Here is a 25,878-nt window from a genome sequence, read left to right on the forward strand (position 1 = left end):
CCCTCCGACCCCGGGCGGAGCTCCGGGAACGGCGGCTCGGGCAGCTCGTGAAACCAAGGACACGATTACCCGGTTACGATCGTCAGTACATCGGGAGTGAAGTAAGGGAGGTACCTCGTGGGAGTGCTCCAACGCTTCGAGCGCAGGCTTGAAGGCATGATCGAAGGCACCTTCGCGCGGGCCTTCAAGTCGGAGCTACAGCCCGTCGAGATCGCCAGCGCGGTACAGCGAGAGATGGACGAGCGAGCGGCCATCGTCGCCCAGGGCCGGACCCTGGTGCCCAACGACTTCGTCGTCGAGCTTTCCGGCGACGACAAGGAGCGGATGGACGTCCTGGCCGACAGCATCGGCCAAGAGCTCGCCAAACTGGCTCGCGACTACGCAACGGAGCAGGGGTACTCCTTCGTCGGTCCGGTCCGTGTCCACTTCAAGGCCCAGGACGACCTCCAGACGGGGCGGTTCCGCATCCGTTCGGGCGTCATCCGCGGAACCACCGTCGAAAGCGGCGAGATCCGCCAGCCGGTCAGCGACCAGCCGCGGGAATCACTCTCGCCGGGACGCCCCCGCCTGCTGATCTCCCCCGGCGGCGCCGCGGTCGAGGGCACCTCCGCGGCGCAGGGCATGCAGCAGTCCTTCGAACTGAACACGCCGGTGACCCTGCTGGGGCGGGGCACCGACTGCGACCTCAGGCTGGTGGACAACGGCGTCTCCCGGCACCACGCCGAGATCCGCGTCGAGGATGAGGAGGCCACCCTCATCGACCTGGGGTCGACCAACGGCACCTTCGTCAACGGGCAGCAGGTCAAGCGGGCCCGCCTGGTCGACGGCACCCGCATCAGCCTCGGCCGTACGACCATGACCTTCCGCCGCGACTGAGCAGGGCCGGACACGGCCGAAAAGCCCCGTCCGGCCCGCAACCAAATCCGTTCCCGTGGCGTCTCACGGGAAAGTCCGGACTCCACCCGGGGTTCCAGTGGCGAAGCCCCCTCCGACCGAGCACAATGACCCCCCTCCATTGAGTTCGCTGGGCTTTTCCGCAACGATCTCGTAAGGTTCGACGCCGAGAAGACGCGGTGGCGGCGCCGATGATCGCCACCCCGCCGGAACACGACAGGGGCTGAAGAGCAGTTCAATGTCCGACTTGACCCTCATGCTGATCAAGATCACGTTCCTCGGGGTGCTGTGGCTGTTCGTGATCATGGCGGTCGGAGTGATCCGCACCGACCTGCTCGGTCCCGTGTCCTCCAAGTCCAAACGGAAGAAGCGCGCCGAGCCCCGCCGCGCCCCCGCCGCCCCCAAGGCCCCCCGCGGCCGCCGCAATGAGCCGCGCTCCCTCGTCGTGACCCAGGGACCGCTCACCGGGACCACCCTCAACCTCTCGTCGCAGCCCATCGTCATCGGCCGTGCCAAGGACGCCACGCTGGTGATCAACGACGACTACGCCTCCGGCCGCCACGCCCGCATCTTCTCCGACAACGGCCAGTGGGTCGTGGAGGACCTCGGCTCGACCAACGGCACCTACCTCGGTCAGCAGCGGCTGACCCGCCCCCAGCCCATCACGGTGGGGCAGCCCATCCGCATCGGCAAAACCGTCCTGGAACTGCGCAAATGACAATCGCTCTCCGATACGCCGCGTACTCCGACGTAGGCTGCCTCCGCGAAGGCAACGAAGACTCCGCCTACGCCGGCCCGTACCTCCTCGCGGTCGCCGACGGGATGGGCGGGCACGCCGGCGGCGAGATCGCCAGCGCCATCGCGATCTCGACGCTCATGCCCCTCGACGAGGACGTTCCCAGCACCGAGCAGATGGCCGGCTCCCTCCAGCAGGCCGTCGAACAGGCCAACGGCACCTTGGCCCAGCGGGTCCGCGAGGAGCCCCGCCTGGAGAACATGGGCACCACCCTGACCGCCATGCTGTGGTCGGGCCCCCGCGTCGCCCTGATCCACATCGGTGACTCCCGCGCCTACCTGCTGCGCGGCGAGGAGTTCGGCCAGATCACGCACGACCACACCCTGGTGCAGACCCTCGTCGACGAGGGCAAGATCACCGAGGAGGAGGTCGCCACCCACCCGCAGCGGTCCCTGCTGCTGCGCGCCCTCGACGGCCGCAGCCAGGTCGACCCCGACATCTCCATCAGCGAGGCCCGGGTCGGCGACCGCTACCTCCTGTGCTCCGACGGCCTGTCCGGTGTGGTGAGCAAGGAGACCATCCGCGAGACGCTGGAGACCGAGCGCAGCGTCGACGGCGTCGCACGGCGGCTGATCGACCTCGCCAACCGGGGCGGCGGGCCCGACAACATCACCGCGGTCGTGGCCGATGTCATCGAGACCGCCACCGACCCGCAGGGGCCGACCCAGGAGCCCACTGTGGTCGGCGCCGCCGACCAGCGCCGCGAGCCCCTGATGACCCCCGACACTCCTGCGGGGCGCGCACAGGGGCTCAACCGTCCCGGGGGCGGCGACACCGCCGAGATGGACCGGATCCCCGCGTTCACCCCCGGTCCCGGCGCCGGCCCCGACCCCGACGACGAGCCCGAGGCCCGCACCCGGCGCTGGTGGCCGATGGTCGTGACCTTCCTGGTCATCGTCGCGGTCGTCGCCGGCGCCGGCTACTACTTCGGCTCGCGGTACCTGGCGTCCCAGTACTTCATCGGCCCGTCCGAGAACGGCGAGAGCGTCGCCGTCTACCAGGGCATCAACACCGACGTCGCCGGCTACAGCCTCGCCAACCAGGTCGAGGACACCCGCATCCCCATGGACGGACTGCCCGAGAACGCGCGCAGCGCCGTGACCGACACCATCCCGCTCGACGGCCTCGACGAAGCCGACCAGCGTGTGGCCGACCTCCGCGAGCAGGCCGACGCCTGCGCCGGCGACCCCGAGTCCTGCGGCATGCCGGGCGGTACGGGCGGCGATACCCCCGCCGGCGGCGACCGCCGGGAACCCGAGGGCCAGCAGAACGGCGCCGGCACCGACACCGCGGGCACCGCCGCGGAGAGCAATGGAGGGGAGTAGATGAGCGAGGCCCCCACCGCGCTGCCACCGGTCAAGCGGCGCAACGCCGAACTCGTGATGACGCTGTTCGCGGTCGCCATCACGCTGTTCGCGATGATCGAGGCCGGGCTCACCCGCAACGGCGAGATGCCGGCCAGCCTCTTCGTCTACGCCGTCCTCTTCGGCGGCCTCGCGCTCCTCGCCCACTTCTTCATCCGGTTCTTCGCCCCCTGGTCCGACCCCCTGCTGCTGCCGCTGGCCACGCTGCTCAACGGGCTCGGCATCGCGATGCTGTGGCGCCTGTACGAGGCCACCGGTGACACCGAGAGCGGCAGCGCGATGAGCCAGCTCATCCTCACCGCCGCGAGCATGGCGCTCTTCGCCGGCATCGTCTTCATCCTCAAAGAACCGCGCATCCTCCAGCGCTACCCCTACATCATGGCCATGGGCGCGGTGGTCCTCCTGCTGCTCCCGCTGATCCCGGGCCTGGGCATGACCGTCAACGGCGCCCGCCAGTGGGTCAACCTGGGCGTCACCACGCTCCAGCCGTCGGAGTTCGCCAAGATCGCCCTGGTGATCTTCCTCGCCGGGTACATGGTGACCAAGCGGGACGTGCTCTCGCTGGCGAGCAAGCAGATCAAGGTCGCCGGGTTCAAGGTGCTCGACCTGCCGCGCGCCCGCGACCTCATGCCGATGGCGGTCATGTGGGGCTTCTGCATCATCGTGCTGGTCATCCTGATGAACGACCTGGGCACGTCGCTGCTGCTCTTCGGCACGTTCCTCGCGATGATCTACGTCGCCACCCAGCGCTCGTCGTGGATCATCATCGGGCTCGCCGCGTTCTTCGGCGCCTGCGCCGTGCTGTACCCGTTCGTGCCGCACTTCCGCGTCCGCATGGTCACCTGGCTCGACGCCTTCCGCCCGGACGTGTACTGCACCGACGAGTTCCTCAACGACCCCGAGGCGTTCTGCCAGACCCTCGGCAACAGCCAGCAGCTCGTGCAGGGCCTGTTCGCCATGGCCCAGGGCGGGATGACCGGCGCGGGCATGGGCGGCGGCAAGCCGGCCTACGTGCCGGAGGTGCAGAACGACTTCATCTTCTCGGCGTTCGGTGAGGAGCTGGGCCTGACCGGCGTCATGGTGATGCTCATGGCGCTCGCGCTGCTCGTCGAGCGGGGCATGCGCATCGCGCTCGCGTCCAAGGAGCTCTTCATCAAGATGTTCGCCTCGGGGATCTCCTTCCTCCTGGCGTTCCAGACCTTCGTCGTCATCGGCGGGGTCACCCGGGTGATCCCGATGACCGGCGCCACCATCCCCTTCGTCGCGAAGGGCGGCTCGGCCCTGCTGTCGAGCTGGATCATGCTCGCCCTGCTGATGCGGATGAGCAACAACGCACGCAAGCCCGCGCCGCAGGCCATTCAGGACGAAGGCGCAACCCAGGTGATCTCACGATGAACAAACCCATCCGCCGGCTCTCGGTCTTCGCGCTGGCACTGTTCGGCGTGCTCCTGCTCAACGTGACGTGGATCCAGGCGTTCCAGGCCGATGCGCTGCGCGAGCACGACTACAACCGGCGGCAGTTCGTCGACAGCCTGAACCAGGCGCGCGGCGCGATCCTCGTGGGCAGCGAGGAGATCGCCTTCTCCGAGCCCGTGGGCGGCGACAGCGACCAGTACCAGCGCCAGTACGAGGCCGGGCAGCTCTACGCCCCGGTCACCGGCGCCTTCCGCGCCGGCAGCTCCACCGGGATCGAGCAGAGCGAGAACAACCTGCTCAACGGCACCGACGAGCGCCTGGCCGTCGGCAACTTCCTCGACACCGTCACCGGCGAGGAGCAGCAGGGCGCCAGCGTCCAGCTGACGATCGACCCCGATGCGCAGCAGGCCGCGATGGACGGGTTCAACGAGCTCGGCAAGAACGGTGCGGCGGTCGCCCTCGACCCCTCCACCGGCGCGGTGCTCGCCTCCTACTCCAACCCCACCTTCGACCCCAACTCGGTCGCGAGCGTCACCGAGACCACCGCGGCGGGCGAGGCGTGGACCGACCTGGAGGCCGACGAGCAGCAGCCGCTGCTCAACCGCGGCCTCAACGAGCGCTACCCCCCGGGGTCCACCTTCAAGGTGGTCACCGCCGCGGCGGCGCTGGAGGCGGGGGCGACCCCCGAATCCACCATTGACGCCCCGGCCACGCTGGACCTCGGGGCCCCGCTGCCCAACGCCTGGGGCGGCCCCTGCAACGGCGGCCAGCCCGACTCCCTCGCCCACTCCATCGAGCAGTCCTGCAACACCTCGATGGCCAACTGGGCGATCGACGTCGGCGGCCAGGCGCTGAGCGACCAGGCCGAGGGCTTCGGGTTCAACACCGAGATCCCCGACATCCCGCTGCCGGTCACCGAGAGCCTCGTCCCCGTCGAGACCGACCGCAACACGCTGGGGCGCGCCGGCATCGGGCAGGCCAACGTCGAGGCCACCCCGTTGCAGATGGCCATGGTCGCCGGGGGCATCGCCAACGGCGGCGACGTCATGGCCCCCTACCTCGTCGAATCCATCTCGGCCTCGGACCTCTCCGAGATCGAGTCGGCCAACCCCGAGGTACTGTCCACCGCCGTCAGCTCGTCGGTCGCCGACGACCTGACCGAGATGATGATCCGGGTCACCGAGGGCGCCGACGCGTCGGGCGAAAGCGCCCGCATCGACGGCATCCAGGTCGCAGGCAAGACCGGTACCGCCGAGACCAGCAGCGGCCCCACCCACAACTGGTTCATCTCCTTCGCACCCGCCGACGACCCCCAGGTCGCCGTCGCGGTCGTCATCGAGCACGGTGGCGGCAGCGGTGGCACACTGGCCGCGCCCATCGCAACGCGGATGATGGAAGCCGTGATCAACGAGTGAGCGACAACGACGTAGGCGCCCAGGGCCCGACCGGGCCCGGAGACCTCGCCGGAGAAGTCCTGAGCGGCCGCTACGAGCTCCAGGAGCAGGTCGGTTCGGGCGGCATGGGCACGGTGTGGCGCGCCACCGACGCCCTGCTCAACCGGCCCGTGGCCGTCAAGCTGCTGCACCCGGCGCAGATGGCCGAGCACACATCGCGCGAGCGGTTCCGTACCGAGGGCCGCATCACCGCCGGCCTCTCCCACCCCGGCATCGCGCAGGTCTACGACTACGGCGAGCAGGACGACCGCGCCTACATCGTCATGGAGCTGGTCACCGGCGAGGCGCTGTCGTCGATCCTCCGCCGCAAGGACGGCCTCGAACTGGGCGTGACCCTGGAGGTCGTCGGCCAGGCCGCCGCGGCGCTGGCCGCCGCCCACGCCCGCGGGGTCGTGCACCGCGACATCAAGCCGGGCAACCTGCTGGTCACCGAGGACGGCACGGTCAAGCTGACCGACTTCGGCATCGCGCGGGGCAACGAGTCGGTCACCCTCACCCAGACCGGCATGGTCATGGGTACCGCGCAGTACATCTCGCCCGAGCAGGCCTCCGGCCGGCCGGCGACCTTCGCGTCCGACATCTACGCCCTGGGCGTGGTCGCCTACGAGTGCCTGGCCGGCCGGCCGCCCTTCACCGCCGACACCCCGCTGGCGCTCGCCCTGGCCCACACCCGCGAGCCCCCGCCGCCCCTTCCCGGCGCCATCCCGTCCCACATCGCCGAGTTCGTCGAAGGGCTCCTGGAGAAGTCGCCCGGGGACCGCCCGGGGTCGGCCGGCGAGGTCGCGCGCACCGTCCAGCGGCTGCGCAGCGGGATCGGCCCGGCCGTTGGCGGGACGACCACCGCCATGGACCTCGCCGACCTCGACCAGACCCGGGTCGCCGGCGCCGCCGGACCGCCCACCACGCCCGAGGGCTTCCCGGCTCCCGGTGCGGGGCGAACCGCCGGAAACCCCGCCTGGTCCCCGGAGAACGGGGGCGGCTCCGATAGGCTGAGCCGCGAGTCATCGCAGCGGCGGCCCAGCCTGCCGATGGTGCTGGCGGCGGTCGCGGCCGCGGTCGTGCTCGTGGTGGGGGTCGCGTGGGCGGGCCGGCTGTGGGGCGGTGACCCGCAGGAAAGCGGCAACATCGGCAACCGGCAGCCCATCGACGCGCCGAGCTCGTCACCGTCCACCAGTTCCGACACCGAGACCCACCCGCACGAGGACCAAGAACCCGACACCGGTGGCGCACCGGCACCCGTTGTGCCGGACGATCCGGTGATCCCCGAGACCTCCGCCCCGGCCACGAGCCAGCCCTCCATTCCGGCTCCCGACGATGGAACGGACGAGACCGACCCCGGCGTTCCCGACGACGATGACGACAACGTCCCGCCGCCCCCTGGCGGCGGCGAGACCGGCGATCCCGATCCGGGCTCCGGCCCCGGCAACGGCGAGCCGGACGTCGAATAGGCGCGGGGCAGCACACTCACCACTCGCCAACACGAGGAACAGTTCACGACATGTCTCAGCCACGGCTACTCGGCGGCCGCTACGAGCTCGAAGGCGTCATCGGGCGTGGCGGCATGGCCGAGGTGTACCGCGCTCGCGACCTCCGCCTCGACCGGTTGGTGGCCGTCAAGACGCTCCGTCACGACATGGCGCGTGACCACATCTTCCAGGCCAGATTCCGGCGCGAGGCGCAGTCCGCCGCGTCGCTGAACCACCCCTCGATCATCGCGGTGTACGACACCGGCGAGGACACCTTCGACGGCGTCTCCATCCCGTTCATCATCATGGAGTTCGTCGACGGCCGCACCCTGAAGGAACTCCTCGACGACGACCGGCGGCTGCTGCCGGAGCGCTGCGCCGAGATCACCGAGGGGATCCTGCGCGCGCTGGAGTACAGCCACACCAACGGCATCGTGCACCGCGACATCAAGCCGGCGAACGTGATGCTGACCCGCCAGGCCGAGGTCAAGGTCATGGACTTCGGCATCGCGCGGGCGATGAACGACAACCAGGTCACGATGACCCAGACCTCGCAGGTCATCGGCACCGCCCAGTACCTGTCGCCGGAGCAGGCCCGGGGCGAGCGGGTCGACGCGCGCAGCGACATCTACTCCACCGGCTGCGTGCTCTACGAGCTGCTGACCGGCCGCCCCCCGTTCACCGGCGACTCCCCGGTCTCCATCGCCTACCAGCACGTGCGTGAGGACCCGGTCCCGCCGACCGAGATCGACCCCGAGATCCCCCAGTGGCTCGAGGGTGTCGTCCTGCGGGCGATGACCAAGGACCGCGAAGACCGGTACCAGAGCTCCGAGGAGATGCGACAGGACCTCCTGCGCGGGCTCCAGGGCATGCCCACGCAGGCCGGCACCATGGCCATGGCCGCGGCGGGCGCCACCACGACGCTGCCCCCGGTCCAGGACGGCCGGGACGGCTACGACGATTACGACGACTACGACGACCGCCGCAGGGGCGGCAAGACGGCGTTGTGGGTGCTGCTCGGCCTGGCCGTGCTCGCCGCGATCGGGTTCCTGGGGTTCATCCTCCTCCAGTCGCCCGCGGAACGGCTGGATATCCCGGAGGTCGCCGGGATGCCGGAGGACGAGGCCATGGCGACCCTGGAGGACGCCGGATTCACCAACGTCACCCCCGAGGGACAGCCCGATCCCGAGGTACCCGAGGGCGAGGCGATCGACACCGACCCCGCGGGGGGCCGGAGCGCGACCGCCGACCATGAGATCACGCTGCGGATCTCCGAGGGGCCCGAAGCGCAGGAGGTCCCCGACGTCATCGGGTCGACCGCCGACGAGGCCACCCAGACCCTCACCGACGCCGGCTTCGAGATCGGCGACCGGACCGAGGAGGAGTCCGACTCCTACCCGGCCGGCCAGGTGATCCGCACCGACCCGGCGGGCGGGACGTCGGCCGATCCCGGCACCGCGGTGAACCTCGTGGTGTCGTCCGGATCCGCCCAGGCCACCGTGCCCGACCTGGTCGGGATGACCGAGCAGGAGGCCACCGACGCGGCGGCCGACGCCGGGCTGTCGGTCAGGTTCGAGCAGGAGGAGAGCGACGAGGAGCCCGGCCGGGTCATCCGCCAGGACCAGGGCCCCAACTCCCGCGTCGACCCCGGCACCCAGATCGTCGCCACGGTGGCCGTGGAGCGCCCCGGGCAGCCCAGCGAGTCGCCCGGCCCGGGCTTCCCGACGGACTTCCCGACGGATTTCCCCTTCCCGGGCGACGGTGAGGAAGAGGGCGACGAAGGACAGCCGCCGCCTCCCGCTATGACGCGCGATCCGTAGGCGCGTCCCGCACGATGTCCGACACCGGAGCGCGGATCCGCGGCCGCGCTCCGGTGGGCCGGGTCCCGCGGACCCCCGCTGAGGCGTAGACTGGTGCACTCGTCACGCCTCAGTACGCCTCAGTACGCCTCAGTACGCCTCAGTTCCGGCCGATTCGTTTTGGAGCAGCGACCGTGCCCAAATCCCGCAACGATCGCAAGAAGAAGGCCGTCTACACGCCTCCGCCGTCGGCGGCGAAGCCGAAGGTCAGTCCGCGCTGGCTGGCGCCGACGATGATCGCGTTCGGCCTGCTGGGCATCTTGTGGATCGCGGTGTACTACATCGCGGGCTCGCTCATCCCCTACATGCAGGACCTGGGCAACTGGAACCTGGCCATCGGGTTCGGCGGAATCATCATCTGCGTCATCTTGTCCACACGCTGGCACTGACGGCGTTTTCCCTGGTCAGAGCGCCCTTCTGGCCAGTTATCCACAACCGGGCACCACACTGTCCACAGAGTTATCCACAGTCTGTGGGTAGCTGTGTTCGACGCGCCCGTCAAACGTGAGGGGCCGGGGATCAACCGATCCCCGGCCCCTTCTCGCTGATCGCCGGCCGCTCAGCCGCCGGTCCAGTAGACGGTCGCTCCCACCGCCAGCGCCACGAGCAGCACCGCGCAGCCGACCGTGGCCGCCGCGTGCACCAGGGTGCGCGTCCGGAGGTCCGGGCGATCCGCCCCGTTGCCCCCGCGCGGCAGGTAGGCGTAGGCCGCCGTCAGGGCGAACCCGGTGAGCAGCCCGCCCACGTGCGCGGTCCAGGAGATCTGCGGGACCACGAACGTGATCAGCAGGTTCACCACCAGCAGACCCAGGATGTAGCGCGTGTCCGTCCGCAGCCGGCGGCCCACCACGAAGACGGCGGCGAACAGGCCGAAGATCGCCCCCGAGGCCCCCACCGACGGCTGCATGGGCGTCACCAGCAGGGTGAGCACCGAGCCCCCAAGCGCGCCGAGGACCCACAGGGCGAGATAACGGCCGTGTCCGAGCCACTCCTCCAGCTGCCGGCCGACCACCCATAGCGCGAACCCGTTGAACGCCAGGTGCACGATCCCGCCGTGCAGGAACGCCGCGGTGAGCAGGCGGTACCACTGGCCGTTGATCACCCCCACGCCCCACATCTGGAATTGCAGGGTCACGTCGGGAACGGCCTGCTGCGCGAGGAAGCCGAGGCCGATCAGCCCCAGCAGCACCCAGGTGACGTAGGGGCGGTCGGCCACCCTCCCGCCGAACACGGTGCGCGGCCGGCGGACGCTCTTCTGGCCCTCAGCGACGCACTGGACGCACTGGTGCCCCACGGGGGCGTCGCGCATGCAGTCGGGGCAGATGGGCCGCTCACACCGGTTGCAGCGGACGTAGGTCTCGCGGTCCGGGTGCCGGAAGCAGGTCGGCACGGCCTTCGCTCCGGAATCCGGCTGGGAGGGGGAGGCGCTCATGGCGGGGTCCTAGGCCCGCTCGATCACGACGGACTCGATGACGACGTCGTCCAGCGGGCGGTCCTGCGGGTTCGTGGCCACCCCGGAGATGGCCTCCACGACGTCGACGCCCTCGACGACCTCACCGAAGATCGTGTGCTTGCCGTTGAGCCAGTGGGGCTCGTCCACGGTGATGAAGAACTGCGACCCGTTGGTGTTCGGGCCGGCGTTCGCCATGGCCAGCAGGTAGGGGCGGTCGAACGACAGGCCGTTGGCGACCTCGTCCTTGAACTTGTAGCCGGGGCCGCCGCGGCCGTTGCCCAGGGGGTCGCCGCCCTGGACCATGAAGCGCGGGATGACCCGGTGGAAGATCGTGCCGTCGTAGAGCTTGGCGTTGCTGGGACGGCCGGTGGTGGGGTCGACCCACTGCTTCGTGCCCTCGGCCAGGCCGATGAAGTTGGCCACCGTCTCCGGCGACTGCGCCTCGAACAGCTTGACGACGATCGTTCCCTTGGAGGTGTTCAGCCGGGCTCGGGGCTGACCGTTGACGTCGGACACCTGGGTGCCTTTCCGTTGAGCTTGTCTACCGGGCTCCACGTTACCCCGCTCTGTTCGCGGGGGCCGCGTTCCTACCGCTTGACGGTGGTACGGGCGGGCGCCGGCGTGGTGTGTCGAACCGCCCGGGACGGGGCCAAGAGGACGTATGTTGAGATAACGCACTGGTTACGCACGGTTTGTGAGCCGCGCGACCCGGCCCGCACGCATAGGAGCACCGCAATGGGGCAGGGGTTGGCCAAGCCGACAGTAAAGGAGGTCACCGTGCCCAAGACACTGAAGCGCCGCAAGGGCGACTTCGAGGCCGAGGCCGCTATCGCCCGCCTCCAGGAGCTCGCACGAGAGCAGACCGAACGGCTAGGGCCCTTCGCCGACCAGGCGCGGGAGACCGCGGCGCTCCGCTTCCAGCAGGCGCGCGGCTGGACCGCACCCCGCCTGGAGCAGGCCGCCCACCGCGTCGAGGACACCGTCGCGCCCAGAGTGGCCGACCTGCTGACCATCGCCGCACACAAGGTGGAGCCCCGCCGGACCCGCCGCGGGCTGATCGCCGCGCGGTACGGCCGCCGGCGCGTCCCCCGTGCCGTCGTCCTGACGGGCGTCGCCACCCTCGGCGCCCTCGCCCTCTACGGCGCGATCAAGCTCCGCCAGGCGTCACAGGACGCGGAGTGGCAGGAGAACCTGGACCAGGCGCGCGAGCAGGTACGCGAGACCCGCGAGAACCTCGCCGCCAAGGCGAGGAGCGCCAAGGCCAAGGCGAGCCGGTCCGCCGACACCAAGGCGGAGCCGGGCGCGGAGGAGCCGAAGGCGACCGCCGCCGCCGGAGCGAAGGGCTCGGCGTCCGACCTCAACGGCCGCGCGGCCCCCTGAGCGTCCCCCCTTAGAGAACAGCGAGGAACGAGGAACACGGCGCGCGCCTAGCGCCCCTTCACCGGCCGCCAGGTGAAGGGGTAGCGCCAGCCCCCGCCGAGCAGTGCCATGAGCCCCGCCACCATCGGCATGAAGCACCAGCCGAGCAGCATCAGCACCCAGGCGATAGCGGGGACGATCAGCCAGTACAGCCCCAGCAGCACGACCGATGCGACGGCGAACGTGATCTGGTAGTTGAGCGCCTCCATGGCGTGCCTGCGCACGAACCGCGAGCTGTCGCGGCTGGCCAGCAACATGACCAGCGGGCCCACGAACGAGAAGTAGCCCGACGCGTGGCCGGCGAACGCCATGAGGCGGTCGGCCCCGCTGAGCCGTCCGTCGGCGGCCGGCGCCGCCCCGCCCGCGGGGGGCGCCGGCTCCGCGGCGGGGCCGGGCTGGAGGTCGAGCAGCAGCGGGGTCAACTCGGAGCCCACCTTGGCGCGCAGCGCCAATCCGAGGCGCTCCTCCAGTTCGTCCTCGTCGAGCTGCCCGTTGGCGTAGGCATCGCGCAGCCGGTCGGCGACGGCGTCGCGTTCGGCGTGGGTGAGCCGCAGTTGGGGATGGGGCGAAGCGGGCCCGCTCGGTCGGGGCGAGGCGCCCCAACGGCGCTCCGGGCCGGAGGGGGTCATCGGTTCATGCACAGCCACGCTCACTCCTCGCCACTGTCACGTCGTCGGCGACGACATGCGACGGACGTGCTTCGCCACCCACCATCATGCGCCCGCGCGCGCCGTCCCTTCCATAGGGGAATCCCCTGAGGCGACCCCGGAATCCACCGTATGCGACGCTCGTGCACGGCCGGATTCGGCCGTGCGGCGGACGCCGGGAACGGAACCGGCCGGGGAGCCGTCCCACCTGCTGAGCCAGGGCATGAAGCGTGCCCGGACGGGAGGCGGGAGCGGTTCATGATCATGCTGCTGATCATCGGAGTCCTCGGGGTCCTGATCCTCGTCCACGGGCGGCGGTCGGCGTCCACGGCCAGCGCGGCCGAAGAGGCGACCGTCCGCGGAGTGGGCGCTACCCTCGACCACATTTCCGCCTCCACCTCTGTCCAGCGGTGCGCGGTGTACGGCACGGCCGTTTCGGCCGGCGGACACGGCCCGGACAAGGCGCCGCTGAGCGAAAGGGACGCGGTGTGGTGGCGCTTGCAGATCCACCCACGTGGTCCGCGCACCTCCCGTGGGATCGACCTGCCCCAGGCCGAGACGTCTGAGCGGGCATTCGACCTGGTCGAGGGCGACCACCGGATACGCGTCGAGCCCGACTCCGCGATGGCCCACGGGCCTACCGCCAGAGCCTCCTACGAGGAGCTTCACACCCAGACGTTCGTCGATCGCCGTACCCCGGTCACCGACCGGATCAAGGCCAGGTTCCCCCGGGTCCGCGAACGCCTGTCGGGCATGGTGGTCCGCAAGGTCGACTTCACCGAATGGCATGTGCCGGAGGGCACGCCCACCACCGTCATGGGGTGGGTCACGGTCGACGGTGCCACGGGCGAACCCGTGATCCGCGCCCGCCGTTCCCCGGAGGACGGTCCGACACTGTCCATCTCCGCCGGGTCGACCCTCGGCACCCGCGAGCTTCGCCGACAGAGCCGAGGGGCGGCCATAGTCGGCTGGTCCTTCGTCGTGTTCGGGTTCGGCGTCCTTCTCCTCGGCCTCCCGGCGTGGCTGTCCGACGTCTTCGGTTAGGGCCACGGCCGGTTTCCATTGCCTGTGCGGATGCGGAAGCGCGGATGCCCGTCCCCCCGGCGGAAGCCCGTCTCTGCTCGTCCTTTGTCGCCCGGCCGTGAGCTCGAACCCCTCGGAATGTGACCGATGCGTTCGGCCCGAGGCGCAGGCGGGCAGCGACAGCGCGACGGGGCGAGGCCAGGGTCGGGGACCGTTAGCGCGTCTTCCGGCGTCGGGCGTCCGGTTCACGGCGGCAGCGACCGCCGGAAATCGGGCGGGGGCCCGATCGGCGGCGACCGCGCCGAGCCGTGGAGGCCGAGCACGAAAGGTGGGGCCATCGGCAGTTCCGTTCAAGCAGGCAGCGACGGCGGCGACGGGTAGGGCCGGGCGCCGAACCTCAGGGGGCCGTGGAGTGGCGGTTCAAGCACGGCAGGCGCTGGTGGGAGATGAGGGCTCGCGGCGGGGCCGGGTGCCAGAAGGTGGTGGGGGTGGAGGCCGGGTGGTGGGGGTGCCCCGGGATCGCCGTCCGTCCGGGAAGGTTCCTGCGCGCCTGGCCGGTGAGGGGGAGGCGGCCTCGGCTCCCACTCACGCCTCTTCCCTCTCACTCCACTGTCCCCACCCTCGTCGGTTCGCGCAGGGGTGGCGGTCTGGCGGGTTCGTGTCTGCGGGCGGTGTCTGCTGGGGGGTCCGAGGCCTTCGGTCCGGGGATCTTCTGCGGGTTCTCACCCCGGCGCTTCGGTCTTCGGCTTTCCGTGTCCTCGATCCCGCTCATCCATCGGGGTAGGGGTCGGGGACGGTGGTGTGGGTGCGGTTGTGGGGGGTGCGCCACACCAGGGTTCCAGGAGACGGCTGGGCGAGTGACCAGCCCCGGGCCTGCTTGAGCCGGTGGTGGCGGCGACACAATGCGGCCAGGTTGGCCGGGCTCGTCGGACCACCGCGGTGGTGAGGGGTGGTGTGGTCGGCGTCGCACTCGACGGCGGGCCGGTTGCAGTGAGGGAACCGGCAGGTGCGGTCCCGGGAGTCGATGTGGGACCGGAGCCTGGGTGGCGGGCGGTAGGCGGTCGTGCCGTCGGCCACCGGGTTGCCTTCCTCGTCGACCACCGTGTAGCACCAGAGGGTGGCCTTCGAGGTGGCGCCCTTGGCCAGTTCCCGGGCGGCATCGGCCAGGATCGGCCCGTGTCCGGGGATCTCCCCCAACGCCCGGACCTCCTTTCCGCCCATCTCCTTCGGCAGCGCCGCCAAGGGGATGATGACGTGCAGTTTCCCGACCGGCGAGAACGGGACGGGTTCGGGCACCGCCACCCCGGGAATCCGCACCTGGTGTTCCCCGGCGGCGGGGTCTCCTGCGGTCCCGTCGGTGTTCTCCGGGGGCTCCTCGATACCGAAGGTGAGGGGAAGGCGGCCCAGGAGGAGCATGACGGCGACGTCGGCGCGGAGCTGGTCGAGGGTGAGTTCGCGAGTGGCACCGTTCATGTGCTCGACGCCGGGGGTGTCGGTCCGCAGGGCGCGGGCGATGGAGCCGAGCCTCTGGTGGATGGCGAGAGCGTCGGTGGCGTCGATGTCGGTGATGTTGACAGATCCGGTGCCAGGGGAGTGGGCGGCTTCGCCGTGGTCGACGCGCACCTGCCGTAGGGCGATGGTGCGGGCCCGGCGTTCTTCGGCCCGCGCGGGATCGAGGGCGAGGACGGTCTTCTTGGCGAGGTTCTTGAGCCGGACACCGGATTTGTCGCCCATGTTCGCGAGGATGCGCTGCTGGTAGGCGGCAATGGTGGCCGTGTCCCAGTCCTCGGGGACGGCCTCGGTGATGACCCGGGTGCGGTATTCGTCGATGCGCCCCTGCACGAGGGCCTGGTGCAGGGCGGGGAAGTCCTCGCCGAGGCGTTTGGCGTGCTCGATCCGCGACCGGGACAGCCCGGGCGGAATGCCGAGTTCGCAGCCGATCTCGGCGGCGGCGTCCTCTTCCACCGAAATCTGCGCGGCGGGTGGGGCTTCCTCGGCCCGGGTGCGGGTGAAGGCCGCCATAGCGTCGAGCTGGAAGGCATCCAGCCACCGTTTGGCGAATTCGGCCCGGGCGATGAGATCGAGCTGTTCGTCGCCGGTCATGGATGCGGTGTCGAGGGTGAGCACCCAGTCCGCCATGAACCCTCCGGCCGGCGGGTGCCGATCGTCGGGTGTCGCCCCCTCGCGGAGGGCGGTGGTGGCGGGGTTGCTCATGCCCTGATTTTATCGAACTCCAGTTCTAAATACAAGGAGTCGTCAGATGATTTCCTTTTGTAGTATTTGCTGATCAGGCGCGATCCTGGGTGCGCCCACCGGGATCGTGAGCGCGCCCCTGACCGGCCCTGGCTCGACCTGACCCGGGCCCCTCGCCGCCCCACCCCCGAAGACATGCCACGCGACCACCGGCCGGGGCCCACCACCCGCCGTCGCCGCCCGTCGTAACGGCCACCCACGCGACCGCCGCACGTTCCCACCTCCCCGTCCCCGCCACCGGCGCTCGCTGCCCGCGCGCACACGAGCCGGATCCACGAACGCAGACCAGCGAAGCCGGACCGGCGCAGATCGACCATGGAGACGAGAAACGAGGACGGAATCCGGCCGCGTCCCTCCCTAACCTCGCCCGCATGACATCTCCAGACCAGGACATGCAGGCCGTTCGCCCTTTCCGCATCGACATCCCCCAGGAACAACTCGACGACCTCCACGCGCGGCTTGCCGCCACCCGCTGGCCCGATGAGGTGCCGGGCGCCGGGTGGAGCCGCGGCGTCCCGGTCGGGTACCTGAAGGGTCTCGCCGAGTACTGGCGCCGCGGCTTCGACTGGCGGGAGCACGAGGCCGAGCTCAACCGGCACCCGCAGTTCACCACCCGCGTCGACGGTCAGACCGTCCACTTCCTGCACGTGCGCTCGCCCGAGCCCGGCGCCACGCCGCTGGTGCTGCTGCACGGCTGGCCGGGCGGGGTCGTGGACTTCCTCGACGTCATCGGCCCGCTGGCGGACCCCCGGTCACACGGGGGAGATCCCGCCGACGCGTTCCACCTGGTGATCCCGTCGCTGCCGGGATTCGGGTTCTCGACGCCGCTGGCGGGGCCGGGCATGAACGCGGCCCGCATGGGCGGGCTGCTGGTGGCCCTCATGTCCCGGCTGGGCTACGGCCGCTACGGGGTGCAGGGCTACGACACGGGTTCGTGGGTCGGCCCCGAAATGGGCCGGCAGGCCCCCGACCGCGTCATCGGCGTCCACGTCAACGCGCTGATCACCTTCCCGATCGGCGCCGCAGGCGAGCTGGACGGCCTCACCGGGGACGAGCAGCGGCGCTGGCAGGCCATGCAGGACTTCAACGACGGCTACCTGCAGTGCAACTCCAAACGGCCCCAGACGGTGGCCTATGGGCTGCACGACTCGCCCGTGGGGCAACTCGCCTGGATCGTCGAGAAGTTCAAGGAACTCACCGACCCGGAGGACGGGCTCCCCGAGGACAGCATCGACCGCGACCGCATGCTCGCCGACGTCAGCGTGTACTGGTTCACCGGCACGGCCGGATCGGCGGCGCAGATCTACTACGAGGAGATGTCGGCGAACACGTGGAGCGCACCCGCCGAGGACGCCGACGCCGGTGCCGGAACCGACGCCGGTGCCGGAATCGGAACCGACGATGACGCGGCCGACGAGTACGACCGGAGCGGGGACCACGCGGGCGACGGCAACGGCGGCTACGACGGCGGCGGGGACGCGTGGGCCGCACACCAGCGCGGAACGGTGCCGACCGGCGTCCTCGTGTCCGCCCACGACGTGACCGTCCGCCGCTGGGCGGAGCGCGACCACACCATCGTGCACTGGACCGACCTCGGCGCGGGCGGCCACTTCCTCTCCATGGAGGCACCCGGAGCACTGGTCGACGACATCCGCGCCTTCTTCCGCAAGCTGTAGGCGGCCGGCGGTACGGCGACGGACGCCCCCTCAGCCCCCGGGACCGCCCGTCCGCCGGGACCGCCTGCTCGCCGACTGCCCCGGATCACACCCCGCCCGGTCCCGATGCGGCCCGCACCCCGGAGACGAAGAACGGGGACCCCGTGAGGAGCCCCCGTCGTACCGCCTGGTCTGCTGTTCTCTTCGGTGGAGCCAAGGGGAGTCGAACCCCTGACCTCCGGTATGCAAAACCGGCGCTCTGCCATCTGAGCTATGGCCCCAATGATCAAGGAGAGCATACCGTCCCGGCGGGCGGTGGTGCGCCGGTCGGCGGGGAGTGGGGCGGGGGTGGCGCGGCCGGGAGGGGATGTCCCAGAAGCGTGGGCGCGGCAGGGGACGAACGAGATCGCCCACGTCTTCTGGCACACACGACGGCAGCCACCGACACGTCGGACGTGCCGTGGCTGGTCGGCCCGGTGGAACCTGGTTGAACCTAGTTGTCGCCGGCCGTGGCTTCCGTCCACAGGTCGAGCTCGGCGCGGTCGGCCTGGATCTTGCGATAGACGGCGAATGCCCCGAGGGCAACCAGCACCAGGACGATGATCTTCTTCACGGTGTGGACCCCTTCTTAGATCATGGATAAGGATGAATCGAATCGGAATAGACGCCGACGCTGCTTCGGCGGCCGGGAGAACCCCGATTGCGCTGACGGCCGATGGCCGCCGCACGCCCCCGATCGGAAGGCGTCAGTAGAGAACTTTATGGGGTTGTCTCCCAGCAGACTAGCAACCCGTCGCGGCAATCCTGCCCGATGTCCGTGTTTCCCGACGCGGCCCGGCGGTTCCCGGCGTCCGCCTTCCACCGGGCCGGGCCCTTGCCCCCTCTCCACGCGTGTTCTCCCACGGCAGGGTGCCATGCGGAATTACCGTGAGCCCAGCGCGGCACACGGAGGGTGACGATGGCCGACGACGAGAAACCCGCACCCGGCCGGCGCGAACCGGACGGCCGCGACCGCGAGCCCGGCCGCGAACGCGACCGGGAGGGCGGCGGCCGGGACGGCCGGGGCCGCGACGAGCGGTCGCCGGACCCCTGGCGTACGGAGGGGGTCCCTTCCGGGAAGGACGATACCCCCAAGCGGCCCGACTGGCGCCGATTCATCATCACCCTGGCCGTCCTCTACCTCGCCTTCTTCGTGGTGACCTGGGTCGCGGACCTCCAGCACAAGGTGCGGTCCATCCCGTACACGACGTTCAGCCGCGAGGTCGCCGAGGGCAACGTCAGGGACGTCTACAGCAGCGGGGAGACGATCGAGGGACGGCTCAAGGCAGCGCGGCCCGTACCGGACCAGCGCGACGAGACCTACACGGAGTTCACCACCGAGCGCCCCGTCTTCGCCGACGACGACATCTACCGCGCGCTGGTCGACAAGGGGGTCGTCGTCCGGGCGGAGCCGGTCGACCAGCGGCGCGGGGTCTGGTCCAACCTGTTCTGGGCGATCCTGCCGGTCCTGGCCTTCGGCTTCTTCTGGTTCTGGCTGCTGCGCAGGGGCCGCAGCCTCATGAGCGGCATGGGAGGGGGCATGGGCGGCGTCGGCGGCCTCGGGAAGAGCCCCGCCTCCACCCCCATCGACAGCACGACCATCCGGGTGACCTTCGACGACGTCGCCGGCATCGACGAGGTCGAGGATGAACTCGTGGAGGTCGTCGACTACCTGCGCGACCCCGACAAGTACCGGCGCCTGGGCGCCAAGCTGCCCAAGGGCGTGCTGCTCACCGGTCAGCCCGGCACCGGCAAGACGCTGCTCGCGCGGGCCCTGGCGGGCGAGGCGAAGGCGCCCTTCTTCTCCGCCAGCGCATCGGAGTTCATCGAGATGATCGTGGGCGTCGGCGCGAGCCGCATCCGCGACCTGTTCGGCGAGGCCCGCAAGGTCGCTCCCGCGATCATCTTCATCGACGAGATCGACACGATCGGCCGCACGCGCGGCGGCCAGTCGCTCGGCGGAAACGACGAGCGCGAGCAGACCCTCAACCAGATCCTGACGGAGATGGACGGGTTCACCGGCACCGAGGGAGTCGTGGTGGTCGCCGCGACCAACCGGCCGGATGTCCTCGACCCCGCTCTGCTGCGCCCCGGCCGGTTCGACCGCAGGGTCACCATCAACCCGCCCGACACCGCCGGGCGCCGCGCGATCCTCACCCTGCACACCCGCGCCATGCCCCTGGCCGAGGACGCCGACCTCGCCCGGCTGGCGCGCAGCACCCCGGGCATGACCGGCGCCGACCTCGCGAACCTGACCAACGAGGGCGCCCTCCTCGCGGCCAAGCGCGGGCACACCGCGGTGACCTACCGCGATTTCACCGACGCCCTGGAGAAGGTCCAGCTCGGCGTCGCGCGTTCGGTGGTCATGCCGAAGAGGGAGCGCACGCGCACCGCGTTCCACGAGTCCGGCCACGCACTGCTCGGGATGGTGCAGCACGGCGCCGACCCGGTGCGCAAGATCTCGATCATCCCGCGGGGGAGGGCGCTCGGCACCACGATCTCCAGCCCCGATGACGACCGCTACGGCTACGACGAGCCGTACCTGCGCGGCCGCATCATCGGCGCCCTCGGCGGCATGGCCGCCGAGCGGGTCGTCTACGGCGTGGTCTCCACGGGCGCCGAAAGCGACCTGGAGAACGCCACCGCGGTCGCGCGGCAGATGGTCGGGCGGTGGGGGATGTCGGAGGCCGTCGGCCCCATGACGGTGCTGCCCGGGCCCGGGCAGGAGGCACCCGGGCAGCGGTTCGCCCCCGCGACGCTCGACACGGTCGACGCCGAGGTGCGGCGGATCGTCGACGAGTGCTATCAGGAGGCGTGCGACCTGCTGACGGCCAACCGGGAGCGGCTCGACGCCATCGCCCACGCGCTGCTGGAGAACGAGACGCTGGACGAGCGCGCCGCCTACGAGGCCGCGGGCCTCGCCCCGCCCCGCGAGCCGGGGCAGGGCGAGCCGGGACAGGACGAGCCGGAGGCGGACGGCCCGGGGCGGACCGAGCCGGAGGCGGAGGGGCCGGAGACGCGTGAACCGGGGCAGGGCGGGCCCGAAGGAAGCGCACCCGGAGGGTAGGTGCCCGGAGCCCGGCGGACCGGACACGGCCGCGGCGGCCGCCGCGACGGTCGCGTCACCGGGTCGGGAGCGAGCGGCGGATCGGGGGCGGCGGGCCGGGACGGCGGGTCATGTCAGAAGGGAGAGCCGTTTGAGCGTGGTGAGCGTGGTCTTCGGGGTCCCGGCGATCGCGATGAGGCGGCGCCACACCTCCTGGCAGGCCGCGACCCCGTCCTCGGACTCCACGATCCCGCCTCCGTGCGTGGCGTCGACGAACGCCAGGGACGCCTCGTCCTCATCGAACTCCAGCACGGTGAACGGCCCCGCGGTCCCGGCGTGCAGCCCGGCCGAAGTGGGCACCAGCCGGATGACGACGCGGTCGTGCGACGTCCCCAGCTCGATCAGCCGGCGCAGCTGCGCGTGCAGCAGCGACGGGTCGGAGCCCACCCGGTGCAGGGCGTCCTCCTCGATGACGGCGTGGTAGCGCTCCAGGTTGTCGCGATCGAGGACCTCCTGGCGCTTGAGGAAGGCCGCGACCATCCGTTCGACGCCGCGTTCGTCGTGGCCTTGGGAGCGGGCGAGCCGGGCCGTGTACTCGGGGACCTGCAGGAGGTCGGGGACCAGCATGCCGGCATAGGTGTCGATGGCGACGGCGCCGGCCTCGTTGCCGACGTAGGCCGAGGACAGGACGTCCTCGTACTCGGTCCACCAAGGCCGCAGGCGCGATTCGCGGACCAGCGTGAGGATGGCCTCGCGCTGTCCTCCGGTGACTCCGTACAACTTGAGCAGGGCGGAGACCTCCATGACCGAGGGCCACTTGCGAATACCGGTCTCGATGTGCCCGAGTTTCGCAGGGGACCATTCGAGCACATCTGCAACATCACTGAGGGTCATTCCGGCTTGGACGCGCCGTCGGCGCAATTCGGCTGAAAGGCGGCGACGGCGAACTGTGGGGCTCGTCATGGCGTTCGGTTCCGTACACGCTGAGTACTGGGACTGTGGCACTAGAGAAGCACTCGCCCTACCCTCTAGCAATGCGTTTCTAGAAATTGGCCGCCGGATCCGGGATTTTCTCCCCGCCGCGGGACCGAATACGCCCTCGCGGCGTTGCCGTCGTGACCGGAGAACACCGGTGGGGCCGGTGGGGCGGCCCGCCGCTCCGGACACCGGAGCGGGGTCGGCCGACATTCCCCACGGACCCCAATGGCGGCGGTCCGGATCAAGACCCACCGACCGACCGAATCCCCGCGTCCGCGGGGCCGGCGCCCTAGTGCAGAAGCTTGAGCCCGACGATACCGCTGACCAGCAACAGCAAACAGAAGATCTTCGCGATGCTGACGCCTTCACCCAGCCAGGTCATGCCCACGATGGCGGTGCCGACGGCCCCGATGCCCACCCAGATCGCGTACCCGGTCCCCACAGGGATGCTCCGCAGCGCCAAGGCCAGCCCGATCATGCTGAGCACCAGGGTGACGATGAAGATGAGTGACGGCCACAGTCGCGTGAAACCCTCGGTCTTGGACAGAGCGGTCGCCCAGGCGGTCTCCAGGAGACCGGAGACCACCAGCAGAACCCATGCCATAATCGCCCTCCGAATCGAATCCGCGCCGTCTTTGCGTTCCGGGTACGGCGCACCTCGTCCGGGGGCGGTCAGAACCGACCGGTCCCACACCCAAGGTAGCAACCCGGCCGCTGATCGCCACGTGGGACGTGGTGAGATCACGCACCATCGCCGCCGCTGAGAGCGCCGAAGCGGCCGAGCGACCGAAACCACGGGAAGGCGCCGGGGACCGGACACTCGAACACGGGCACGGAGGGCGGGACGGGACGGGAACCGGCGGGGACCACCATGGCCCCGGGACGACCACGCGCCCCAATGGCCCGGCCCGGCACCGCGCGTGCCGCCCCCGCCTGCCGACCGAGCCCCGAGGTGCGAAAGCGCGTACGATGCAGGATGGATGAACGGGGGACCGCACCCCGAACACGCTAGGAACTCAATGAGCCAACCCATGGACGACACCGAGCGGCTGATCGCCAACGCCGAGGAGGAACTTCCGGCATCGACGCGCTCGCGGCTGATCGCAAAGCTCCGCATGGGGCACCACATCGATGAGGCGGCTCGCGACCTCGGTGTCAGCCCGCAACGCGTGTTCTCGACCGCCCGGATCCTCAAGCCGTTCGGGGACCAACTGGACGCCACGCTGACCGCCGAGCGCGACCCGAAAATCCCGCACGGGACGGTCACCGGCTACAACAAGCGCTGCCGCTGCCCGCAGTGCCGGGCCGCGGTGAACCGCCGCATCTGAGCCCGCCACTTCGCGACGCACAGCATTTACTTAGAATTCTCCGCCGGATGCGTCCTTTTCAGGCTTATTGATCTTGAAGCTGGGGAAACCGCTCAGCATGAACGAGCGTGTGGACTGGGCGACGATGAGCGACGAAGAGTTCATGGCGCTGGTGCGTCAGCTCATGGACAATCCGGGGGTCGACTCCGACGACGAATAGCCGCACCCGCCGCAGCACCCGGCGCGGACGCGGGGGCGTGCCCCGCGTCGATGCATACCGCCCGGCTCCCTCCTGATCGGGGTGCCCGGATCCAGTACGGCCGCGAGCACGGCAGCCGCGGCCGCGGGACCCTTGCGCCTCCGCGGTCGGCGCCCGGGGGACACCCGTGCGCCGACGACGCTGCCTGCGCGCTCCTCACGGCCGTGGCCGTTGGTCGGAGGCTATCCCACGGCGACGTCCATGGTCGCCCGAATTCCGAGGAACCGGCCGACATCCTCGACCTCCGCGGCGATGCCGGCCATCGTATCCTCGGACAGCGGCGCGAACGGTTCGATGAAGACGCCGTCGCCCCGCCACCGCCACCGCGCGACCACCTCGCCATCGACCAGCACCGCCGGGTGGATCGCTCCTCCGCCCGGCAGGATGCGGCGCACGGAATGGGCGGGCAGCGCCCACGCGCGCTCCTTGTAGCCGAGCAGGTAGCCGTCGTACGGGCCGAGCAGGCGGACGGCGGGTCGCGGCCTGGGGGCGGGGAACACGTCGGCCAACTCCCGCAGCGCCCACGCGCTCCCGGACTCGGTGGCCACCTCCGCGAGAGTGGGCGACACCAGCTCCCACGCGCGCCGCACGTGCCGCGCCGGCAGCCCCGACCACGCGGCGAAGTCCTCGGGGCACACCGGACCGTAGCCGGACACGTGCCTGCGGACCAGCTTCGCCAGCGCGGCGTCGGTGTCGCGCGGTTCCCACGCCCCCGCCCAGTCGCGCAGGAGCACATAGGTGGGGTTCCCGTTGTCCGTGTCGGGGCCTCGGCACACGACCCCGCGCAGGGCGGCGAAGAGGAGGAGGTGGAACGGCGCCTGCCCGTTGGCGGGCACCGCTACACCGGACTCGCGGAGCCCGGCCACGATCTCGGCCCGGGTCCGCGGCCGGCCGGAGGCGAAGAGGTCGGGGAGCGCGTCGACCGCGCGATCGCACAGGTCGTCGTCGAGGCCGAGGTCGATCCGGCGCCGCCGGAACCGGGGCAGGACGACCGGGCCGAAGAGGTCGACGATCCAACCGGCGTCGGCGGTGGGGATCATGTGCAGGGTGCCGCGCATGGCCCAGGTCCGGATCACGGAGCGCTCCTCGGTCACCGCGCGGCGCACGTCCGCCAGGGCCAGGCCCGAGGTGCGTGCCCGCACCCCGAGTTTCGACGCCTTCATGTCCTGGGCTTGAAGAGCGGCCGCCCCTCGGACCGCCCCGACCACACCGGCCGCGGGCGGGCCGGCGAGGAGCTGGGCGTGCATACGGGCGAGCCGGAGTCGAGCGGAAGTCAGGGCTGCGGGCATCGACAGATCCTTTCGTCTCCATGCCGACAAGTCGGCGTGCCGACCAGACTGCCAGGCCCGCACGACACGTCGGATTCGAATGTCGCGCTTCCCTTCACACATGGGCGGTGCCCGCGGGGTTAGGGGGCTCCGGGGACAGCGACCCGGATGGCGAGTGAAGGCGGGGGCCGACGATGAGTTCGATACTGGTCACGGGCGGTACGGGCACCCTCGGCGGGCACGTCGCACGACGGCTGGCCGACCGGGGGAGCGAGCCGCGCATCCTCAGCCGGCGAGCGGCACCGGCGTGGCCGGAACGGGCCACTTGGTGCACCGGTGACCTCAACACGGGCGACGGACTCGACCTCGCACTCGACGGGGTGGGCACGGTCGTACATTGCGCGCACTGCCCGGGGTCTCCCTCCGCCGAGGTGACGTCGATGGCGAACCTCATCTCGGCGGCGGCGCGCACCGGGGTCCGGCACATCGTTCAGGTGTCCATCGTCGGGATGGACCACATTCCGCTCCCGTACTACCGGGGCAAGGTGGCCGCCGAGGAGTTGCTGGCGGAGTCCGGGCTCGAACGCACGGTCCTGCGGGCGACACAGTTCCACGAACTGCTCGCGCGGATGCTCGACCGGCTGACCCGGCTCCCGGTCGTTCCTCTGCCGACAGGTTTCTGGGCACAGCCGATCGCGGCCGACGAGGTGGCCGAGCGCCTGGTCGACATCGCCCTGGAGGGACCGTCATCGTCCGAGCGCGACCAGGAGATCGGCGGGCCACAGGTGCGCACCCTGGAGAGTCTGGCCGACGCGTACTTCATCGCGAGGGAGATCGACCCCGTCGTCGTGCGGGTTCCCCTACCCGGGCAGATCGCCTCGGGCTTCAGATCCGGAGCCAACCTCACATCGGAGCACCGCGAAGGGAATCGCACGTGGGAGGAGTTCCTTGAGGACGAGTTCCGCAGGAGAGAGGCCGATATGCCGCGGGAGTGGTCACTGGCGTGACGCGAGGCCGTTCAGCGGTGGTGATGTGGAGTGGGGTAGTACGCCGGTCGTGGATCGTTCGCGCATTCATGTTTCACTTGTTCACAATGGGTCGCGAAAAAACCCACAAAAAAAGGTGGGGGCAGGAACCGAAGCTCCCACCCCCACCAAAAAATGTCCGGCGGCCACCTACTCTCCCACCCCACCACAGGGCAGTACCATCGGCGCAAAGAGGCTTAACGACCGGGTTCGGAATGAGACCGGGTGTTTCCCTCCCGCCATAACCGCCGTAACCC

At 70.6% G+C, this 25,878-nt stretch carries 22 protein-coding genes, 1 tRNA gene, 1 rRNA gene and 1 riboswitch; of the genes, 14 read left to right on the forward strand and 10 right to left on the reverse strand.

Annotation, left to right across the window (positions count from 1 at the left end; translation table 11 throughout):
- Positions 1 to 117: 117 nt before the first annotated feature.
- The 8 genes from ACFO4E_RS19660 to ACFO4E_RS19695 all read left to right on the forward strand — a co-directional run bounded on the left by ACFO4E_RS19660 (position 118) and on the right by ACFO4E_RS19695 (position 9,638).
- Entirely contained in the window at positions 118 to 876 is a 759-nt protein-coding gene (locus ACFO4E_RS19660) for an FhaA domain-containing protein (RefSeq protein WP_378576887.1), read from the forward strand.
- A gap of 256 nt (positions 877 to 1,132) precedes the next feature.
- Positions 1,133 to 1,612, forward strand: coding sequence for an FHA domain-containing protein FhaB/FipA (locus tag ACFO4E_RS19665; protein ID WP_378576889.1), 480 nt, complete (start codon positions 1,133 to 1,135; stop codon positions 1,610 to 1,612).
- Complete coding sequence (locus ACFO4E_RS19670; protein WP_378576891.1) at positions 1,609 to 3,015, forward strand: Stp1/IreP family PP2C-type Ser/Thr phosphatase; 1,407 nt, start codon at positions 1,609 to 1,611, stop codon at positions 3,013 to 3,015. The genes ACFO4E_RS19665 and ACFO4E_RS19670 overlap by 4 nt, the downstream gene beginning before the upstream one ends.
- A complete protein-coding gene (locus ACFO4E_RS19675; RefSeq protein WP_378576893.1) occupies positions 3,016 to 4,449 on the forward strand; it encodes an FtsW/RodA/SpoVE family cell cycle protein in 1,434 nt (477 codons plus the stop codon).
- A complete protein-coding gene (locus ACFO4E_RS19680) occupies positions 4,446 to 5,885 on the forward strand; it encodes a peptidoglycan D,D-transpeptidase FtsI family protein (protein WP_378576895.1) in 1,440 nt (479 codons plus the stop codon). Before ACFO4E_RS19675 ends, ACFO4E_RS19680 begins: the two co-directional genes overlap by 4 nt.
- On the forward strand, positions 5,882 to 7,372 hold the full coding sequence (locus ACFO4E_RS19685; protein WP_378576897.1) for a serine/threonine-protein kinase: 1,491 nt from the start codon (positions 5,882 to 5,884) through the stop codon (positions 7,370 to 7,372). The genes ACFO4E_RS19680 and ACFO4E_RS19685 overlap by 4 nt, the downstream gene beginning before the upstream one ends.
- Before the next feature lie 50 nt (positions 7,373 to 7,422).
- Positions 7,423 to 9,210 carry a Stk1 family PASTA domain-containing Ser/Thr kinase gene (pknB, locus tag ACFO4E_RS19690; RefSeq protein WP_378576899.1) on the forward strand — a complete coding sequence of 596 codons (1,788 nt, stop codon included), beginning with the start codon at positions 7,423 to 7,425 and terminating at the stop codon, positions 9,208 to 9,210.
- Positions 9,211 to 9,383: 173 nt separating this feature from the next.
- Complete coding sequence (locus ACFO4E_RS19695; protein WP_378538547.1) at positions 9,384 to 9,638, forward strand: cell division protein CrgA; 255 nt, start codon at positions 9,384 to 9,386, stop codon at positions 9,636 to 9,638.
- 170 nt (positions 9,639 to 9,808) lie between these two features.
- Here ACFO4E_RS19695 and ACFO4E_RS19700 read toward each other — a convergent pair whose 3' ends face one another.
- Both ACFO4E_RS19700 and ACFO4E_RS19705 read right to left on the reverse strand, forming a co-directional pair.
- Complete coding sequence (locus ACFO4E_RS19700; RefSeq protein WP_378576901.1) at positions 9,809 to 10,681, reverse strand: rhomboid family intramembrane serine protease; 873 nt, start codon at positions 10,679 to 10,681, stop codon at positions 9,809 to 9,811.
- Between the two features lie 9 nt (positions 10,682 to 10,690).
- Entirely contained in the window at positions 10,691 to 11,218 is a 528-nt protein-coding gene (locus ACFO4E_RS19705) for a peptidylprolyl isomerase (RefSeq protein WP_378576903.1), read from the reverse strand.
- 261 nt (positions 11,219 to 11,479) lie between these two features.
- Between ACFO4E_RS19705 and ACFO4E_RS19710 the strand changes: the two genes are divergently transcribed.
- Entirely contained in the window at positions 11,480 to 12,082 is a 603-nt protein-coding gene (locus ACFO4E_RS19710; protein ID WP_378576905.1) for a hypothetical protein, read from the forward strand.
- A 47-nt stretch (positions 12,083 to 12,129) separates the two neighbouring features.
- Here the strand turns inward: ACFO4E_RS19710 and ACFO4E_RS19715 are convergent, their stop codons facing one another.
- Positions 12,130 to 12,768, reverse strand: a complete 639-nt coding sequence (locus tag ACFO4E_RS19715) for a DUF1707 and DUF4870 domain-containing protein (RefSeq protein WP_378576907.1) — start codon at positions 12,766 to 12,768, stop codon at positions 12,130 to 12,132.
- Between the two features lie 258 nt (positions 12,769 to 13,026).
- Between ACFO4E_RS19715 and ACFO4E_RS19720 the strand changes: the two genes are divergently transcribed.
- Entirely contained in the window at positions 13,027 to 13,812 is a 786-nt protein-coding gene (locus ACFO4E_RS19720; protein WP_378576909.1) for a hypothetical protein, read from the forward strand.
- Between the two features lie 747 nt (positions 13,813 to 14,559).
- On the opposite strand, the gene ACFO4E_RS19725 is transcribed toward ACFO4E_RS19720, so the two are convergent.
- A complete protein-coding gene (locus ACFO4E_RS19725; RefSeq protein WP_378576911.1) occupies positions 14,560 to 16,005 on the reverse strand; it encodes an HNH endonuclease in 1,446 nt (481 codons plus the stop codon).
- Positions 16,006 to 16,415: 410 nt separating this feature from the next.
- Between ACFO4E_RS19725 and ACFO4E_RS19730 the strand changes: the two genes are divergently transcribed.
- Positions 16,416 to 17,720, forward strand: a complete 1,305-nt coding sequence (locus ACFO4E_RS19730; protein WP_378576913.1) for an epoxide hydrolase family protein — start codon at positions 16,416 to 16,418, stop codon at positions 17,718 to 17,720.
- Positions 17,721 to 17,907: 187 nt separating this feature from the next.
- Here the strand turns inward: ACFO4E_RS19730 and ACFO4E_RS19735 are convergent.
- Together ACFO4E_RS19735 and ACFO4E_RS19740 are read right to left on the reverse strand one after the other, a co-directional pair.
- Positions 17,908 to 17,980 (reverse strand) — tRNA-Ala (locus tag ACFO4E_RS19735).
- 212 nt (positions 17,981 to 18,192) lie between these two features.
- Positions 18,193 to 18,312: a DLW-39 family protein gene (locus ACFO4E_RS19740; protein ID WP_217783044.1), complete on the reverse strand. Its 120-nt coding sequence runs from the start codon at positions 18,310 to 18,312 to the stop codon at positions 18,193 to 18,195.
- Between the two features lie 345 nt (positions 18,313 to 18,657).
- Here ACFO4E_RS19740 and ftsH point away from each other — a divergent pair, with 345 nt between their 5' ends.
- On the forward strand, positions 18,658 to 20,805 hold the full coding sequence (gene ftsH / locus ACFO4E_RS19745) for an ATP-dependent zinc metalloprotease FtsH (RefSeq protein ID WP_378576915.1): 2,148 nt from the start codon (positions 18,658 to 18,660) through the stop codon (positions 20,803 to 20,805).
- A 108-nt stretch (positions 20,806 to 20,913) separates the two neighbouring features.
- Here the strand turns inward: ftsH and ACFO4E_RS19750 are convergent, their stop codons facing one another.
- Both ACFO4E_RS19750 and ACFO4E_RS19755 read right to left on the reverse strand, forming a co-directional pair.
- Positions 20,914 to 21,747 carry a helix-turn-helix domain-containing protein gene (locus ACFO4E_RS19750; protein ID WP_378576917.1) on the reverse strand — a complete coding sequence of 278 codons (834 nt, stop codon included), beginning with the start codon at positions 21,745 to 21,747 and terminating at the stop codon, positions 20,914 to 20,916.
- Between the two features lie 304 nt (positions 21,748 to 22,051).
- Positions 22,052 to 22,366 (reverse strand): DMT family transporter, encoded by a 315-nt coding sequence (locus ACFO4E_RS19755; RefSeq protein WP_378576919.1) that lies wholly within the window; start codon positions 22,364 to 22,366, stop codon positions 22,052 to 22,054.
- 19 nt (positions 22,367 to 22,385) lie between these two features.
- A riboswitch (guanidine-III (ykkC-III) riboswitch) is annotated at positions 22,386 to 22,452 on the reverse strand.
- Between the two features lie 329 nt (positions 22,453 to 22,781).
- Between ACFO4E_RS19755 and ACFO4E_RS19760 the strand changes: the two genes are divergently transcribed.
- Entirely contained in the window at positions 22,782 to 23,090 is a 309-nt protein-coding gene (locus ACFO4E_RS19760; protein WP_378576921.1) for a hypothetical protein, read from the forward strand.
- Positions 23,091 to 23,510: 420 nt separating this feature from the next.
- Here the strand turns inward: ACFO4E_RS19760 and ACFO4E_RS19765 are convergent, their stop codons facing one another.
- The gene (locus tag ACFO4E_RS19765) at positions 23,511 to 24,617 is read right to left on the reverse strand and encodes a winged helix DNA-binding domain-containing protein (protein WP_378576923.1); all 1,107 of its coding nucleotides are present in this window, start codon (positions 24,615 to 24,617) and stop codon (positions 23,511 to 23,513) included.
- A 173-nt stretch (positions 24,618 to 24,790) separates the two neighbouring features.
- Between ACFO4E_RS19765 and ACFO4E_RS19770 the strand changes: the two genes are divergently transcribed.
- Positions 24,791 to 25,603, forward strand: coding sequence for an SDR family oxidoreductase (locus tag ACFO4E_RS19770; protein WP_378576924.1), 813 nt, complete (start codon positions 24,791 to 24,793; stop codon positions 25,601 to 25,603).
- A 155-nt stretch (positions 25,604 to 25,758) separates the two neighbouring features.
- Here ACFO4E_RS19770 and rrf read toward each other — a convergent pair.
- Positions 25,759 to 25,874, reverse strand: a 5S ribosomal RNA gene (gene rrf / locus ACFO4E_RS19775).
- Between the last annotated feature and the right edge of the window lie 4 nt (positions 25,875 to 25,878).

The sequence above is a fragment of the Nocardiopsis mangrovi genome (genome assembly GCF_042653925.1).
Classification (GTDB): domain Bacteria; phylum Actinomycetota; class Actinomycetes; order Streptosporangiales; family Streptosporangiaceae; genus Nocardiopsis_B; species Nocardiopsis_B mangrovi.

Excerpts from the sequence above, each read along its gene's own strand:
- ACFO4E_RS19665 (WP_378576889.1), top strand. The coding sequence starts at position 1,133 with ATGTCCGACTTGACCCTCATGCTGATCAAGATCACGTTCCTCGGGGTG.
- ACFO4E_RS19670 (WP_378576891.1), top strand. The coding sequence starts at position 1,609 with ATGACAATCGCTCTCCGATACGCCGCGTACTCCGACGTAGGCTGCCTC.
- ACFO4E_RS19675 (WP_378576893.1), top strand. The coding sequence starts at position 3,016 with ATGAGCGAGGCCCCCACCGCGCTGCCACCGGTCAAGCGGCGCAACGCC.
- ACFO4E_RS19680 (WP_378576895.1), top strand. The coding sequence starts at position 4,446 with ATGAACAAACCCATCCGCCGGCTCTCGGTCTTCGCGCTGGCACTGTTC.
- pknB (WP_378576899.1), top strand. The coding sequence starts at position 7,423 with ATGTCTCAGCCACGGCTACTCGGCGGCCGCTACGAGCTCGAAGGCGTC.
- ACFO4E_RS19700 (WP_378576901.1), bottom strand. The coding sequence starts at position 10,681 with ATGAGCGCCTCCCCCTCCCAGCCGGATTCCGGAGCGAAGGCCGTGCCG.
- ACFO4E_RS19720 (WP_378576909.1), top strand. The coding sequence starts at position 13,027 with ATGATCATGCTGCTGATCATCGGAGTCCTCGGGGTCCTGATCCTCGTC.
- ACFO4E_RS19725 (WP_378576911.1), bottom strand. The coding sequence starts at position 16,005 with ATGAGCAACCCCGCCACCACCGCCCTCCGCGAGGGGGCGACACCCGAC.
- ACFO4E_RS19730 (WP_378576913.1), top strand. The coding sequence starts at position 16,416 with ATGACATCTCCAGACCAGGACATGCAGGCCGTTCGCCCTTTCCGCATC.
- ftsH (WP_378576915.1), top strand. The coding sequence starts at position 18,658 with ATGGCCGACGACGAGAAACCCGCACCCGGCCGGCGCGAACCGGACGGC.
- ACFO4E_RS19750 (WP_378576917.1), bottom strand. The coding sequence starts at position 21,747 with ATGACGAGCCCCACAGTTCGCCGTCGCCGCCTTTCAGCCGAATTGCGC.
- ACFO4E_RS19755 (WP_378576919.1), bottom strand. The coding sequence starts at position 22,366 with ATGGCATGGGTTCTGCTGGTGGTCTCCGGTCTCCTGGAGACCGCCTGG.
- ACFO4E_RS19760 (WP_378576921.1), top strand. The coding sequence starts at position 22,782 with ATGAGCCAACCCATGGACGACACCGAGCGGCTGATCGCCAACGCCGAG.
- ACFO4E_RS19765 (WP_378576923.1), bottom strand. The coding sequence starts at position 24,617 with ATGCCCGCAGCCCTGACTTCCGCTCGACTCCGGCTCGCCCGTATGCAC.
- ACFO4E_RS19770 (WP_378576924.1), top strand. The coding sequence starts at position 24,791 with ATGAGTTCGATACTGGTCACGGGCGGTACGGGCACCCTCGGCGGGCAC.